This is a genomic window from Pseudoalteromonas sp. GB56 (assembly GCF_054923835.1).
The window spans coordinates 376,417-392,392 of record NZ_JBPCHK010000001.1 but is presented as its reverse complement, the minus strand read 5'-3'; the positions used below and the strand labels follow the sequence as shown (position 1 = coordinate 392,392).

Here is a 15,976-nt window from a genome sequence, read left to right as displayed (position 1 = left end):
TGCGTTATCGCCTGACTGACATAGAATCTGCGACGCAGGCTCTGCCTTGCCAAAATACCCCCATGACTGCTGCAAAATCAAACAGCAAAGGTCAACACGCCCTAATTATTTGAGAAATAAAAAGGTCAATTAGGCGTTTTCAGTCAAATGCTTGATATCAATGTGAGGAGTTAATGTTGGAAGTCGCATTGGGCCACAATGACCCACTGCGAATTAATAAGTTACTTACCGATACAGAACGAGCTGAATATTTTTCCGAGAAGGTCGTCAGAAGTGAATTCACCTGTGATCTCATTGAGGTATTGCTGAGCTAAGCGTAGTTCTTCTGCCAGTATTTCGCCGGCGATATGTGCTTCTAATTGCTCTTGACCGATAACCAAATGATGAAGCGCACGTTCTAGTGCGTCGAGGTGGCGGCGGCGGGCCATAAAGCTGCCTTCTTGAGTGCCTTCGAAGCCTATACATGCTTTTAAGTGTTCACGAACTAAGTCTATGCCCAAACCTTCTTTGGCGCTCAGACGTAACACTGGCGACTCCCCTGAGTCGTCAAAACCAATTGCTTCACCGCTGATATCTACTTTGTTTCTAATAACCGTGATGCCCATGTTATCTGGTAGCTGTGCAACAAATTCCGGCCAGATTTCTTCAGGTTTACAGGCATCGGTATCTTGGGCATCTACCATGAATAACACGCGGTCAGCTTGGTTTATTTCTTCCCAGGCACGCTCAATACCTATTTGTTCGACTTTGTCTGGGCTTTCACGTAACCCCGCTGTGTCGATAATATGCAATGGCATGCCATCTATGTGAATATGCTCTTTAAGCACATCACGGGTCGTGCCTGCGATGTCAGTTACGATTGCAGCGTCACGACCTGCAAGGGCGTTCAACAGGCTCGATTTACCCGCATTTGGTCGCCCCGCTATCACCACGCGCATCCCGTCGCGAATAATGCTGCCTTGCTTCGCTTGTTGTTGCACGTTGTGGACTTGGTCGAGGATTTTTTGCAGATCACCGGCAACTTTGCCGTCACTCAAGAAATCGATTTCTTCATCTGGAAAATCAATCGCGGCTTCTACATACATGCGTAGGTGAATCACTTGTTCCACTAGTTGGGTGATGTGGTTTGAAAATTCACCTTGAAGCGAGTGCAGGGCGCTTTTAGCGGCTTGCTCGGAGGTGGCATTGATTAAATCAGCAATCGCTTCTGCTTGGGTTAAATCGAGTTTATCGTTTAAAAAAGCACGCTCAGAGAATTCACCCGGCTTGGCCAGACGCACGCCGTCAAGTTCTGCAATTTCTCTCAGTAACATATCGAGAATGATTGGGCCGCCGTGTCCTTGAAGCTCAAGTACATCTTCACCAGTAAACGAATTTGGGCCTTTGAAAAATAGCGCGATGCCTTGGTCTAATTGTGCTTTGTTTAACCCATGAAAAGGCACGTATTCGGCGTAACGGGTTTTAGGGCAGTGGCCAATAATGCGTTCGGCTACCTGAGTTGCTAGGGTGCCAGAAACGCGAATTATACCTACACCACCTCGGCCGGGAGCGGTGGCTTGAGCAACAATAGTATCTTGAGAATGCATGGATAAACTCGTTAAAGCGTTAATGTGTGTATTGTAACCTAATGTGGCAATAAACAATAAAAAAGCGGCTATGAAGCCGCTTTTATTGGTGCATTAAGTGTGGACCGTTAGCCGCGCACTTTAATGCCTTTTTTCTCCATTCCGCGGTAGATGATAAGCATCTGGGCGATAGAGATAAGGTTTGAAACCAACCAGTAAAGTACTAGACCTGATGGGAACCATAGGAAGAATACTGAGAAGAATACCGGCATCCATGTCATCATCTTCTGCTGCATAGGGTCGGTAACTGTCATTGGTTGAAGCTTTTGCATCAAGAACATACTTGCACCGAATAGAATCGGTAGTACGTAGAACGGGTCTTTTGATGATAAGTCTGTTAACCATAAACCAAACTCAGCGTGACGTAGTTCCGGTGACTCTAGGAACACATAGAACAAGGCAAGGAAAATTGGCATTTGTAGTAACAGTGGGAAACAGCCACCCATAGGGTTCACTTTTTCCTTGCGGTACATTTCCATCATTGCTTGACCGAACTTTTGGCGGTCATCACCGTAGCGCTCTTTCAGCGCTTGCATCTTAGGCTGTAATGCACGCATTTTTGCCATTGATGTATATTGCGCTTTGGTTAGCGGGTAAAGGGCTGTTTTCATCAATACTGTGATAGCAATGATTGCTAGACCCCAGTTACCAAGGAAGCTATATAAAAATTTCAATAGCGACAATAGCGGCTGAGAGATAAACCATAACCAACCATAGTCTACGGCTAGGTCAAGGTTCGGGTGAATTGCTTCAAGTGCTGCAGTGTCTTTTGGACCCATGTAGTAGGTCGATTCAAAATTCGCTGAGCTCGCTGGTGCAATATTTACAGGCTCTGATTTGATACCAATTTGCGCGAAGCTGGCAGTTGGCAGACGCATGTAAACCGTGTTGGTTTGGTCTTGTGCTGGCACCCACGCACTTACAAAGTAGTGCTGAAGGAAGGCCACATAGCCGCCTTGTGTGACTTCTTTTAATTCTTTATCTTTGATGTCGTCGAACGAGTATTTCTCGTAGTTCACTTCATCAGTACCGTAAGCACCACCTAAATAACTTTGGTCAATTAAGCTGCCTTTGTCTTGTACGGTACGCTTTACTTGGGTGTAAAGTTGCACTTGTACAGGTGCCGCCGTGTTGTTTTGGATGTCGTAATCCAAAGTCACATCGTAGCGGTTTTTGTAGAAAGTGTAGGTTTTAGTGAAGCTAACACCTTGGCTATCAACGAACGTAAGTGGGACGGCTAGGGTATCACCGGTCATTGTGTAGCTTTGTTGCGCACTTTCGTAAACTGGGCGACCTTCTTTATTCGCGTCTGGGCCATTTAGGCCAATCAATCCGCTTTGTGCGAAGTATTCGTTGTTTTCGAATTTGCCAAGTAGTAGATATGGTTCATCGCTACCATGTGTTTCAGCGTGTTGAAGTAATTTAGCTTCAATGATGTCACCGCCAAGCGTGTCGATTTTAACTGCGAATTCATCCGTCGTTACCGTGATAACTTTTTGGCTCGCAGAGGTCGATGCTAATGGCTCAGCAATATCTGAATTTGGTACATCCGACTGCCCAGCATCATTCTGGGTATTGGTTTGTGTTTGAGCACTTGGACTGTTTGCCGGTTGGTTATAATCATTGTTCCACTCTTGGAACAATAAAAATGACACTAACAACAGACCGATAAATAAAAACGTGCGTTGCGATTCCATAACAGCTCTTATTTCTCGTTATTAAGATTAATGGTGGTTACGTTTGCCTGGAACGGGATCATCCCCTCCGGCGTGTAAAGGGTGGCATTTTACTATTCGTTTCGCTGCCAACCAACTGCCTTTTATTGCACCATGCAGTTTTATAGCTTGCAAGGCGTATGAAGAGCAGCTTGGATTAAAGCGACAATTTGGCCCAAGCATCGGGCTGATCCACTTTTGATAGACTTTTATTACAGCTATGAGGGTATTTTTAGGTATTGCTAAGATGAAAGCTAACATAAATGCCCGCAACACTGAGTCTATGTAATGAATACTCAGTTAGTCGATTAAAAGGTGAGCTAAAGATACCTGAAAACCTAGGTAAATTCTATTATCTACCACGCTTTTGCGAAGTATTGTCGCGCTTTTTGTGATGTCTGCGCGGTGGCGGCTTGTAACCTGGCTTACAACGTTCATTAATTTTGCGCCAAAGTTTATCAAGATCTTTGCGGATTTCCTCGTTTGGTAACTCATCGATGCCGCGCTTCACCATAAGGACGATATCTATGTTATCGAGTTTATGTTGATGCAATCGAAAACTTTCACGAGCAATACGCTTGATGCGATTACGCTGGTTGGCTTTTTTTACGTTCTTTTTAGCAACAGTGAGACCCAAACGTGCATGTTCTACAGAATTAGGTTTAGCTAAAAGAGTAAAGAGAGAAGTTGCAGCCCGAGCAGGCTCATTAAAAATGCGGGAGTAATGCGAGGGAGTTAACAGACGTAACTCCCTGCTAAAGCGAAAGTCTTCCACTAAATATTAAGCAGAAAGAACTTTACGGCCTTTAGCACGACGACGTGCTAGTACTTTACGGCCGTTAGCTGTAGCCATACGTGCACGGAAACCGTGAGTACGCTTACGCTTTAATACGCTTGGTTGAAAAGTTCTTTTCATAACAATTCCATCCGATCGGTTAAGGTTTAAATTCTCTGTGTGGGTCGCGATCCTCACTCAGACGCTAACACAACACAAAATGCCAAGTCTTCTCACCGAGAGATTCCAATGGACATTCAATGGTGCCTTAGCGAGCGCGAGATTCTATAGAGAGAAGGAGGTAAAGTCAATGGTATTCGCACATACCTTGTACGATTTATTGTTCGCCTCTAAGCCAATCTTGTTGCTGCCCAGGAGACGGATCATACCTTTAGATCCAAAAAAGAATCAGCTTTAATATAAAGTTTTCCACAGGGCTTGTTCAAAAAGTGCATAAATCCACTGAATAACCCTTTAAGATCCTCTCTCTTAATCAAGATCAAGCTTTTGTAAAGCGTTAATTTTGATTCTTTTTTTAAAATAAATATCTAATCAAATCAAAGTGTTATTCTTTTTTGGTATGAGGAGCAGATTTTAATTAAAAATCAATATTGAAGTTGTGGATAAATAGGCGTCATAATGGACGACCGGATCGCCAAAAGTGCGAATTTCGGATGATAAGAAGAGCTAATTTTTAGCCAATTCGTGATGAACGAGCATCATAATATTTCTTTTTCGGGAGTACACTGTGTATCTGTCTGTTTGGCAAAGTTGTTTATATGTGTTGCAGGATGAATTGCCATCTCAGCAGTTTAGTATGTGGGTTAGACCCCTTCAGGCTGAAAGCACAGATGATACATTAACTATATATGCTCCAAACCGTTTTGTACTTGATTGGGTCAGAGAGAAATACTTAAACCGAATCAATGAATTACTTATTGAAATCTGTGGTGATGAAGCTCCAGAATTACGTTTCGATGTTGGTAGTAAGCCTATTATTGCTGCGACTAGCCAAGGCGTTTCAAATGGTTCTGCTATAGATAGCAGTGGACATGCAAATGCTGTAAGACCTGCTGCCGCTGCTGTAAAGTCGCCAGTTCAACCCGCTGTGGTCGAACCTGCGCCTAAATCGCAGCATAAGTCTAATATCAAAGAAAATTACACCTTCGATAACTTTGTAGAAGGTAAATCCAACCAGCTTGCGAAGGCTGCGGCCACACAAGTCGCTGACAATCCTGGTTCAGCTTTTAATCCGGTCTTTATATATGGCGGCACAGGTTTAGGTAAAACTCACCTTCTGCACGCTGTAGGTAATGGAATTTTAGCCAAGAAAGAAAACGCTAAAATCGTCTACATGCACTCAGAGCGATTTGTGCAAGATATGGTTAAAGCGTTACAAAACAACGCTATCGAGGAATTTAAACGTTATTATCGCAGTGTTGATGCATTACTTATCGACGACATCCAATTCTTTGCCAATAAAGAACGCTCACAAGAGGAATTTTTTCATACTTTCAATGCCTTACTTGAGGGTAATCAGCAGATTATTTTGACTTCTGACCGTTATCCAAAGGAAATTGAAGGGGTTGAAGATAGACTTAAGTCGCGTTTTGGATGGGGTTTGACGATCGCGATTGAGCCGCCAGAGTTGGAAACGCGAGTTGCCATTCTGATGAAAAAGGCACAACAGAGTAAAATTAATCTACCTCACGAAGTTGCCTTCTTTATTGCTAAGAAGTTGCGTTCAAATGTGCGTGAGTTAGAAGGGGCTTTAAACCGTGTTATCGCCAATGCTAATTTTACTGGGCGCCCAATTTCTATCGATTTCGTAAAAGAAGCGCTTCGTGACTTATTGGCGCTTCAAGATAAGCTCGTGACGATAGACAATATCCAACGCACTGTAGCGGAGTATTACCGTATTCGCGTTTCTGATCTACTGTCTAAGCGTCGTAGCCGCTCTGTTGCTCGTCCTCGCCAAGTAGCCATGGCGCTATCAAAAGAATTAACTAACCATAGCCTGCCGGAAATCGGCGATGCCTTCGGTGGGCGTGATCACACCACGGTTTTACATGCATGCCGTAAAGTAAAATCGCTGCGTGATGAAAGTCATGAAGTAAAAGAAGACTACCAAAATCTAATAAGAACTTTGTCATCTTAAGGTCACCCTAATGCAAATTACTATCGCAAGAGATCAGTTTTTAAAACCGTTAATGCAGGTGTCTGGCGCTATTGAGCGTAAACACACTTTGCCAGTATTGTCTAATGTACTTCTTGAAGTGCGTGACGGGCAGCTGTTCATGACCGGAACTGATTTGGAAATTGAGTTGGTTGCGTCGGTTGTTTTAGAGCAACCTAGTGCAGATACCAAAATCACGTTACCAGCGAAGAAGCTTTTAGACATTTGTAAAAGCTTACCAGATGGCAGTGATATCACGCTCAGCTCCCAAGAACACCAAGTGATTCTCACCTCAGGAAAAAGCCGATTTGCATTGTTGTCACTCGCCGCAGAAGACTTTCCAAATCTGGAACAGTGGGATGGTGAAGTCGAATTCCAGTTGAGCCGTTTAGAATTGAGAAAGCTATTAGAAAGCACACATTTCTCGATGGCCAACCAAGACGTCCGTTATTATCTAAACGGTATGTCTTTTGAATTGGAAAATGATGAAATTAAAACTGTGGCGACAGATGGGCACCGTCTAGCCCTGGCACAAAAGAAATTACCTCAGTCGCTAAACAGTCAGCGCCAACTAATTGTTCCGCGTAAAGGCGTTCAGGAAATCATGCGTTTGATGCCTGCGGACGATCAGCCGGTTACAATTCAATTCGGTGCGAATCATATTCGTATTACAGACGCTGAATTTACATTTACCAGTAAATTGGTAGACGGTCGTTTCCCTGATTATCGTCGTGTTTTACCTAGAGGTGGAGACAAGGTGATTATTGCCAATCGCGAGTGGTTGCGTAACGCCTTGCATCGAGTATCTATATTATCCAATGAAAAGTTTCGTGGTGTTCGTTTAAACTTGCGTTCGGGCATGCTCAAAGTCAGTGCTAACAACCCAGAGCAAGAACAAGCTGAAGAAGTAATTGAAGTCATGTATCAGGGTGATGACCTGGAAATTGGTTTTAACGTGTCATACTTGCTTGATGTGCTTAACACTATTAAGACTGAAGACGTGTCGATTACGCTTGCTGACTCTAATAGCAGTGCGCTTATGGAAGCGGCGGGTGATAGCGAAGCGCTATACGTAGTTATGCCTATGCGCCTGTAGGTTGCGATGAGCATTACTTCTTTTAGTCTCAATAGTTTTAGAAATATTGAGACTGCGTCATTTTCGCCGGAATTTATCAATATCATTTTCGGCGAGAATGGCAGCGGTAAAACCAGTTTACTTGAAGCCATTTATTTTCTTTCCCACGGACGTTCATTTCGAACCAGTAAACATCGTACAGTTATCCGTGACGGCTCGGATAAATTCGTCCTCCACGCAAAAAAACGCGCTAATAATTTAACGATTCCTCTTGGCTTACAAAAAAGTGCGCAAGGTGAAACGCTGATAAAAATTCAGGGAAAACCCAGTCGTCGCATTTCAAATCTAGCACAAGTATTACCTGTGCAGGTTATAACTCCTGACAGTTATTCATTTTTTTTCGGTGGCCCTAAAGAGCGACGAGCATTTGTTGATTTAGGGGTGTTCCACGTGGAACACGAATTTTTCGTGCATTGGCAAAACTTTAATAAAGTCCTTAAGCAACGTAACGCATTGTTAAAAAGTAAACCCAGAGATCTACACACCATGCTAAATGTGTGGGATAAAGAGTTTGTTCGACTTGCCGAGAAAATATCGCAGTTAAGGGAGTCTTATATAGAGAGGTTTAAGGCGCTTTTTTTGATAGACTGTGTAAAGAATTAGAGTTACTAACTGACCTCGAGAATCGTCTTTGAACGAGGTTGGAAAACTAGTGAATCCCTGCTTGAAGTATTGAATCAAAATAGGGAAAGTGACTTGATGAGGGGTTACACCTCGAAAGGTCCACATAAGGCCGACCTAACGATAAAAACATCGCTCGGCTTGGTAGAAAATGCCTTCTCACGAGGGCAGTTAAAATTGCTTTTATATGCGCTCAAAGTAGCGCAAAATAGCCTAATAGAACAAGAGACAGGTAAACAGTCTATTTTGCTCATTGACGACTTACCGTCAGAGCTAAGTGAAGATACAAAAGGCAAAGTAGGTAAACTTCTTGCTCATTGCGAATCGCAAATATTCATCACTACGATTGAACCAGAAAGTGTCTCCGCTGTGTTAGATGCCTTGGATAAACCAACCGCATTGTTCCACGTGAAACATGGCGAACTAATAACAAGATAAATGGAAGAACCATGTCTGAAAATTACGATTCATCCAGTATTAAAGTACTAAAAGGACTAGACGCTGTACGAAAAAGACCAGGTATGTATATCGGTGATACCGATGACGGCACTGGCCTACACCACATGGTATTCGAGGTTGTCGACAACTCTATCGATGAGGCGTTAGCGGGATACTGTGACGATATTTTTGTCACGATTCATACCGATGGCTCAGTGTCAGTACGTGACAATGGCCGTGGGATCCCAACAGAATTACACCCTGAGGAAGGTGTATCCGCTGCAGAAGTTATCATGACGGTACTCCATGCAGGAGGTAAGTTTGATGACAACTCATATAAGGTATCAGGTGGTCTTCACGGTGTTGGTGTTTCGGTAGTAAACGCACTGTCAGAAAAACTGGCTCTGGAAATTCGCCGCGGCGGTAAACTTCACAAGCAAACCTACTCAATGGGTGAGCCAGATGCGCCATTAGCAGAGATAGGTGAATCAGACTCAACGGGCACAGAGATTCGTTTCTGGCCAAGCGCTCAGACATTCAGCGACACAAACTTCCATTACGATATTCTAGCTAAACGTTTACGTGAGCTGTCATTCCTAAACTCAGGCGTTTCAATTATTTTGACCGATGAGCGTGAGGAAGATAAGCGTGACCACTTCAAATATGAGGGTGGTATCGAAGCATTTGTTGCATATCTAAACCGTAAGAAAACGCCAGTTCATCAAAATGTATTTAGCTTCACACATGAGCGTGAGGAAGATGGCATTAGCGTTGAAGTATCAATGCAGTGGAACGATGGTTTCCAAGAAAACATCTTTTGCTTTACCAACAATATTCCACAACGTGACGGTGGTACACACCTTGCTGGTTTTAGAGCAGCATTAACTCGTACGCTTAACAACTACATGGAAAAAGAAGGCTTTAACAAAAAAGCAAAAACAACCAGTAATGCCACGGGTGATGACGCTCGTGAAGGTTTGACAGCAGTTGTTAGCGTTAAAGTGCCTGATCCTAAGTTCTCATCGCAGACGAAAGACAAGCTTGTATCGAGTGAAGTTAAGTCTGCAGTTGAACAAGCTATGGCTGAAAAGCTAACTGAGTTCTTACTTGAAAACCCAGTGGATGCAAAAACAGTTGTAGGTAAAATCATTGATGCAGCGCGTGCGCGTGAAGCAGCACGTAAAGCACGTGAAATGACTCGCCGTAAGGGGGCGATGGATTTAGCTGGTTTACCAGGTAAGCTTGCTGATTGTCAGGAAAAAGACCCAGCAGAATCAGAACTATACATAGTGGAGGGTGACTCTGCGGGTGGTTCTGCAAAGCAAGGGCGTAACCGTAAAAACCAAGCAATTTTGCCTTTAAAAGGTAAAATCCTGAACGTAGAAAAAGCGCGTTTCGATAAGATGCTTTCTTCACAAGAAGTTGCAACGCTTATCACTGCACTGGGTTGTGGTATCGGCCGTGATGAATATGATCCTGAAAAGCTTCGCTATCATCGAATCATCATCATGACGGATGCTGACGTCGACGGTTCTCACATTCGTACACTGTTACTGACTTTCTTCTACCGTCAAATGCCTGAAATTATCGAGCGTGGTTATGTGTATATTGCTCAACCACCTCTTTATAAGATTAAGAAAGGTAAGCAAGAGCGTTACATTAAAGATGACAATGCGCTTGTTGAATACCTCACATCATTAGCGCTTAATGGCTCAATGCTTTACGCAAGTGAAGGTGCAAACGCCATTGAAGGTAATGAGTTAGAAAACCTTGTACGTGACTACCAGAGTACGGAAAAGGTAATTGAACGTCTATCTCGTAAATATCCTTCGGCAATGATGCACAGCTTAATCTATCGTTCGTGTATCAATGAAGATCATCTCGGCGATGAATCAACAGTACAGCAATGGACTGAAGAGTTGGTTAAAGATTTGATTGTACGTGATGAAGATGCAGCAATTTATAGCGCTCATACGCACTATGACGACGAGCGTAAGCTTTATTACCCAATGGTCAATATTCGCCAACACGGTGTTGATAAGAAGTACGTGCTAAATCATGACTTCCTGACGTCGAAAGATTATCAACGTATCTGCGTTACGGGTGAAAAAGTCGGTAGTCTTATCGGCGCTGGCGCTTATGTGCAACGCGGTGAGAAGACACAGCCAATTTCGAGCTTTGTTGAAGCGCTAGAATGGTTAATCACGGATTCTAAGAAAGGCTTATATACACAGCGTTATAAAGGATTGGGTGAGATGAACCCTGATCAGTTGTGGGAAACGACAATGGACCCAGGTGCTCGTCGCATGTTACGCGTCACCATTGAAGACGCGATTGCCGCTGACCAATTATTCGCAACTCTAATGGGTGACCAAGTTGAACCTCGTAGAGAATTCATCGAACAAAATGCTCTGCGAGTAGTGAATCTAGACGTATAGTAAGTAATTACTACAAATAAAAAGCCCTCACATAGTGAGGGCTTTTTTTATATCATCAAAGTATAGAAACCTTACAGGTGGATAATGCTATCAGCGTTTCCGTCTGGGTCGTTGATCGCCTTACCATCAGTGCTAGGGTTGCCATTACGCATCATTATTACAGCACACGCAGCCGGTGATGCCATTGAGGTACCTGACATAGTTGTTGTGCCACCGCCAGCACGTAGAGAAAGGATGCTCACACCAGGCGCAGCATAATCAACAGGTGGATTAGCGAAGTTACTGAAGCTAGCAAATCGGTCGCTGCTATCAGTTGCTGAGATTGTATAGACACGTGGGCCATTTGCGCTGGCAGGAGATACATTGTTAGAGTTTTGGCTCTCATTACCTGCTGCTACAACGAAGTATGCACCTGATTGCTGTGAGGCTGCTTCAACAGCATCATTCAGCTCTTGGTTGAAGCCTCCACCCAAACTCATGTTTGCGCAATCGCCAGAAGAAGCATTCGCACCAACATGATCGATACCCGCAAGTACACCTGACCAACTACCTGAGCCGCGAGCATCTAATACTTTAACTGGCACTACAGTGGCGCCAGCTGCTACACCAACTACATCGATACCATTGTTAAGCGCAGCAATAGTTCCTGCAACGTGAGTGCCGTGACCATTGTTGTCATCCATGCCCGCATTACGACCACTGGTAAACGCGCTAAAACCCTTACTTGTATCGACATTGAGGTCAGCATGCTCTAGGTCAATACCTGTATCAAGCACCCAAGCTGTGTAACCAGAACCGTCTACTGGGCCACCGACACGCGTTACGCTCCAAGGAGTTTGTTGTGATTGGCTACCACCGCCACTGCCTGGTTTACCTTTTTTAGCTGAAGGCGAGGCATAGGCAATTCCATCATCTGTAAAACGCATAATATCAGCGTTATCACCAAACGCTGCACGAGCTTTATCGCAGCTCATGTTTACAGCCATACCTTTAATAGAATTAGAGTAGATGTGCTTTGCTTGTGCCTGTGCTTTCATCAGCATGCCACGGGCTTTACCTTCAACGTCGAATTTTGAGATGTCATCATTGAAACGCACGATACAAGTATTAGCCACTTCCATTTCCACGGCCATTCCTGAAAAGTCTGGAGCCGGTTGTGCCTGAGCGAAACCTGTTGAAGCTGCGAGTACAGCAGTTGCGATGAGAGTTTTGTTCATTGGTTTTCCTTTATAATCGTTATTTTTAAACTCAGTGTTTGTTAACACTGAGTTTACAATTTAGGCCAAATGATACAAAAAGCAAATCCTAGAAGATAAAAATACGAACTAAATATTAGATAGCGAAAAAAGAATCCAACTATTTACTATTTACTGTATTAGGCATGCTCGTCAGTAAAAGGGCATAGAAGTCTGTGCTAAACGCAGAAACTGCTTAAAACCAGCTCTAGCAACGGGTATACTGTGAGCAATAAAACCGCACTCTAGCAGCAGAATTTAACGTCATTATGCAAAAATACGACTTACAAACATTCCAGGGATTGATCCTTGCACTTCAAGACTATTGGGCGCAGCAAGGCTGTGTCATTGCCCAACCACTTGACCTTGAGGTGGGCGCCGGGACTTTCCACCCACTGACATTTTTAAAAGCAGTTGGCCCTGAGCCAATGTCGAGCGCTTACGTTCAACCATGCCGACGCCCAACTGATGGTCGTTATGGCGAGAACCCAAACCGTTTGCAACATTACTATCAATTTCAAGTCGTGTTGAAACCTTCTCCAGACAATATTCAAGAGCTCTATTTAGGTTCTTTAGCTGCTATGGGTATCGATACCCTCAAGCACGAAGTTCGCTTCGTAGAAGACAACTGGGAATCACCAACGTTAGGGGCGTGGGGCTTAGGTTGGGAAGTATGGTTAAACGGCATGGAAGTAACACAGTTTACCTACTTCCAACAGGTCGGTGGTTTAGAGTGTTCACCGGTGACTGGCGAGATCACCTATGGTCTTGAGCGTTTAGCCATGTATATCCAAGGCGTAGATAGTATTTATGATCTAGTGTGGACTGATGGCCCAATGGGTAAAGTGACTTATGGCGATGTCTTCCACCAAAATGAAGTAGAGCAATCTAAATATAACTTTGAATATGCAGATGTTGATGCGTTATTCAAACAGTTCGATCAGTGTGAAAAAGAAAGCCAAAAGTTGATTGAGGCAAATTTACCACTGCCTGCTTATGAGCAAGTAATGAAGGCATCACATGCATTCAACTTACTGGATGCTCGCCATGCTATCTCTGTAACAGAGCGTCAGCGTTACATTTTACGTGTACGCGCATTGTCAAAAGCATGTGCTGAAAGTTACTACGCGGCGCGTGAAGCGCTTGGTTTCCCGCTGTGTAAGGATTAAGAATTAAGATGTTAAAGCAAAATCTATTAGTAGAAATTGGTACGGAAGAATTACCACCAAAGTCACTGCGTGCGTTAGCAGAAGCATTTGCGCAAGGGCTGAGAGACCAACTTGAAGAACTGGACTTATCTCACGAAGGCGTGCAGTGGTATGCATCACCACGACGTTTAGGCTTGATGGTATTACAGCTTGACGAAAAGCAAGCCGATAAAGTGGTCGAAAAGCGTGGTCCAGCTATCGCAGCCGCGTTCGATGCTGATGGCAATCCAACTAAAGCAGCAATGGGCTGGGCCCGTGGTTGTGGTATTGACGTAAGTGAAGCGGGTCGCCATGTTACTGACAAAGGCGAGTGGTTAATGCATTCTGCGAATGTACCAGGTCAAAATGTAGAGTCACTGATCATTGGCGCTGTTACAGCTGCTCTTGCAAAGCTTCCTATCCCTAAACCGATGCGCTGGGGTGCAAACAAAACGCAATTTATTCGACCTGTGCATACAGCGACGGTATTTTACGGTGATACGTTGGTGGCAGGTGAAATTCTTGGTAAGCAGGTGAGTAATCAACTGCAAGGCCACCGTTTCCACCACCCTGAAAAGGTAACGGTTAACAATGCAAATGAAGCATTGGAGCAACTGAAAAAGGCGTATGTAATCGCTGATTATGAAACGCGTAAAGCTATGATCCGCAATCAAATCGAAGCTGCAGCAGCGCAATTAGGTGCCGTAGTAGCGATGGATGAAGATTTACTTGAAGAAGTAACATCATTAGTGGAATGGCCAGTAACGCTGACTGCATCTTTTGAAGAAAGCTTCTTAGCCGTGCCTGATGAAGCTTTGATCTACACTATGAAGGATGACCAAAAGTACTTCCCTCTGTTAGACCAAGACGGTAATTTGATTAATAAATTCCTATTCGTTTCCAACATTGAAAGTAAAGATCCAAGCGTAGTTATCGCAGGTAACGAAAAAGTGGTACGTCCTCGTTTAGCGGATGCACAGTTCTTCTTCGAAACCGATAAGAAAAAGACGCTAGAGAGTCGTTTAGAATCACTGGGCACAGTATTGTTCCAGAAGCAGCTTGGTACCCTGAAAGATAAGTCTGAGCGCATCAGTGCATTGTCTGGCTACATTGCTGAGCAACTCGGTGCCGACAAAGCGTTAGCTGAGCGTGCAGGTCTTCTCAGCAAAACTGATCTAATGACCGAAATGGTCATGGAATTCACAGACGTACAAGGTGTGATGGGTATGCACTATGCTCGTTACGACGGTGAAGATGAAGCGGTTGCTGTTGCGATGAACGAGCAATATATGCCACGTTTCTCTGGCGATGCTTTACCTCACTCTTTGATCAGTTGTGCTGTTGCACTTGCCGATAAGTTCGACACACTTGTAGGGATTTTTGGTATTGGTCAGGCGCCAAAAGGTGACAAAGACCCGTTTGCACTTCGTCGTGCTGCTATCGGTGCACTTCGTATTATGGTTGAAAAGCAATTGCCTCTTGATGTGCTCGATGTGGTTGCTAAAGCGCAAACCTTATTCGGCGATAAGCTAAGCAATGAAAAAGTTGCTCAAGACGTCTTCGAGTTCTTACTAGGTCGTTTCCGTACTTGGTATCAAGAGCAGGGGATTGAAGTGGACGTTATTCAAGCGGTACTCGCGCGTCGTCCTTCAAAGCCTTTGGACTTTGATTTACGTGTTAAAGCAGTAAGTCACTTCCGCACACTTGAGCCTGCAGAAGCATTAGCAGCCGCGAACAAACGTGTAGGCAACATCCTTAGTAAGAATGATGTGCGTGAAGCGGGTGAAATCGATCAAAGCATATTGGTGGAAATACCTGAAAAAGCGTTGGCGCAGGAAGTGGCATCTTATCAAGCCAAACTTGCTCCTATGTATGAGCAAGGTGATTACCAGCAAGCGCTAAGTGAACTTGCGAATATTCGTCAAACTGTTGATGACTTTTTCGATAACGTGATGGTTATGGCTGACGATGAAGCGATTAAACGCAACCGTCTAGCACTATTGTCTCAGTTACAAGGGTTATTCCTACAAGTAGCTGATATCTCAGTGCTACAGAAATAGTGAATATTTCTCACGTTTAACGCAAAAGCCAGCATAAAGCTGGCTTTTTCCATTGAAGCGATTGCACTAATTTCTTAGACTGGTGAAAAGTGCGTCAATTTTGGAAACAATAATAATGAAGACAAGAATTTCTCTCGTATTAGCGACCCTGATGTTGGGCGCATGTTCAAGCTCTGTAAGTATCAACGACATTGTGCCTGCAGAGGATGTGCAAAAACCTTTGTTCTTGCGCGGTGATTTTTCGTTGTGGGATGCTCAACCTGAATACCAAATGCAGAAAGTTGCGCCGGCTATCTATGAAACTAAAATCAAGTTATCAACGCCAGGTAAAGCGTACGAATTTAAAATTGCAGATGCTGATTGGAGTGAAAACTACAACTGTGGTTATCTAGATGAAGGGCTAGACAAGCAGTTGGAAGTGGGCTTACCTGTACAAGCAGACTGCAACAGCGTGTATAACTATTTTAGCTTTACTCCAGCGGAAGAAGGTTGGTACAAGGTGTCAATTAACTTTTCACGCTTCAGCAAGCCATTGGTAACGATAAACCAAGTGTTTGAATAACAATATGAA

General features: G+C 43.9%; 12 protein-coding genes and 1 pseudogene. 7 read left to right on the top strand and 6 right to left on the bottom strand.

The window, feature by feature from the left end; translation table 11 throughout:
- Window positions 1-221: 221 nt before the first annotated feature.
- From mnmE to rpmH, 5 genes are all read right to left on the bottom strand, one after another.
- Window positions 222-1,586, bottom strand: a complete 1,365-nt coding sequence (gene mnmE / locus ACH19P_RS01855; protein WP_462156827.1) for a tRNA uridine-5-carboxymethylaminomethyl(34) synthesis GTPase MnmE — start codon at window positions 1,584-1,586, stop codon at window positions 222-224.
- Window positions 1,587-1,693: 107 nt separating this feature from the next.
- Window positions 1,694-3,322 (bottom strand): membrane protein insertase YidC, encoded by a 1,629-nt coding sequence (gene yidC / locus ACH19P_RS01850; RefSeq protein WP_462156826.1) that lies wholly within the window; start codon window positions 3,320-3,322, stop codon window positions 1,694-1,696.
- A gap of 27 nt (window positions 3,323-3,349) precedes the next feature.
- A complete protein-coding gene (gene yidD, locus ACH19P_RS01845; RefSeq protein ID WP_347391424.1) occupies window positions 3,350-3,601 on the bottom strand; it encodes a membrane protein insertion efficiency factor YidD in 252 nt (83 codons plus the stop codon).
- A gap of 91 nt (window positions 3,602-3,692) precedes the next feature.
- On the bottom strand, window positions 3,693-4,115 hold the full coding sequence (gene rnpA / locus ACH19P_RS01840; protein ID WP_462156825.1) for a ribonuclease P protein component: 423 nt from the start codon (window positions 4,113-4,115) through the stop codon (window positions 3,693-3,695).
- A 6-nt stretch (window positions 4,116-4,121) separates the two neighbouring features.
- Window positions 4,122-4,256, bottom strand: a complete 135-nt coding sequence (gene rpmH / locus ACH19P_RS01835) for a 50S ribosomal protein L34 (RefSeq protein ID WP_008488847.1) — start codon at window positions 4,254-4,256, stop codon at window positions 4,122-4,124.
- Window positions 4,257-4,863: 607 nt separating this feature from the next.
- Here rpmH and dnaA point away from each other — a divergent pair.
- From dnaA to gyrB, 4 genes and pseudogenes are all read left to right on the top strand, one after another.
- Window positions 4,864-6,273, top strand: a complete 1,410-nt coding sequence (gene dnaA, locus ACH19P_RS01830) for a chromosomal replication initiator protein DnaA (RefSeq protein WP_462156824.1) — start codon at window positions 4,864-4,866, stop codon at window positions 6,271-6,273.
- A 10-nt stretch (window positions 6,274-6,283) separates the two neighbouring features.
- On the top strand, window positions 6,284-7,387 hold the full coding sequence (gene dnaN / locus ACH19P_RS01825) for a DNA polymerase III subunit beta (protein WP_462156823.1): 1,104 nt from the start codon (window positions 6,284-6,286) through the stop codon (window positions 7,385-7,387).
- A 6-nt stretch (window positions 7,388-7,393) separates the two neighbouring features.
- Window positions 7,394-8,485, top strand: a pseudogene (recF, locus tag ACH19P_RS01820) (DNA replication/repair protein RecF).
- 11 nt (window positions 8,486-8,496) lie between these two features.
- Entirely contained in the window at window positions 8,497-10,923 is a 2,427-nt protein-coding gene (gene gyrB / locus ACH19P_RS01815; RefSeq protein ID WP_462156822.1) for a DNA topoisomerase (ATP-hydrolyzing) subunit B, read from the top strand.
- A 71-nt stretch (window positions 10,924-10,994) separates the two neighbouring features.
- Here gyrB and ACH19P_RS01810 read toward each other — a convergent pair whose 3' ends face one another.
- The gene (locus tag ACH19P_RS01810; RefSeq protein ID WP_462156821.1) at window positions 10,995-12,140 is read right to left on the bottom strand and encodes a S8 family serine peptidase; all 1,146 of its coding nucleotides are present in this window, start codon (window positions 12,138-12,140) and stop codon (window positions 10,995-10,997) included.
- A 287-nt stretch (window positions 12,141-12,427) separates the two neighbouring features.
- Here ACH19P_RS01810 and glyQ point away from each other — a divergent pair, with 287 nt between their 5' ends.
- The 3 genes from glyQ (at window position 12,428) to ACH19P_RS01795 (ending at window position 15,967) form a co-directional block, all read left to right on the top strand.
- Entirely contained in the window at window positions 12,428-13,327 is a 900-nt protein-coding gene (gene glyQ / locus ACH19P_RS01805) for a glycine--tRNA ligase subunit alpha (protein WP_347391417.1), read from the top strand.
- Between the two features lie 8 nt (window positions 13,328-13,335).
- Window positions 13,336-15,405 carry a glycine--tRNA ligase subunit beta gene (gene glyS / locus ACH19P_RS01800; protein ID WP_462156820.1) on the top strand — a complete coding sequence of 690 codons (2,070 nt, stop codon included), beginning with the start codon at window positions 13,336-13,338 and terminating at the stop codon, window positions 15,403-15,405.
- A gap of 115 nt (window positions 15,406-15,520) precedes the next feature.
- Window positions 15,521-15,967, top strand: a complete 447-nt coding sequence (locus tag ACH19P_RS01795) for an early set domain-containing protein (protein WP_462156819.1) — start codon at window positions 15,521-15,523, stop codon at window positions 15,965-15,967.
- Window positions 15,968-15,976: the final 9 nt, after the last annotated feature.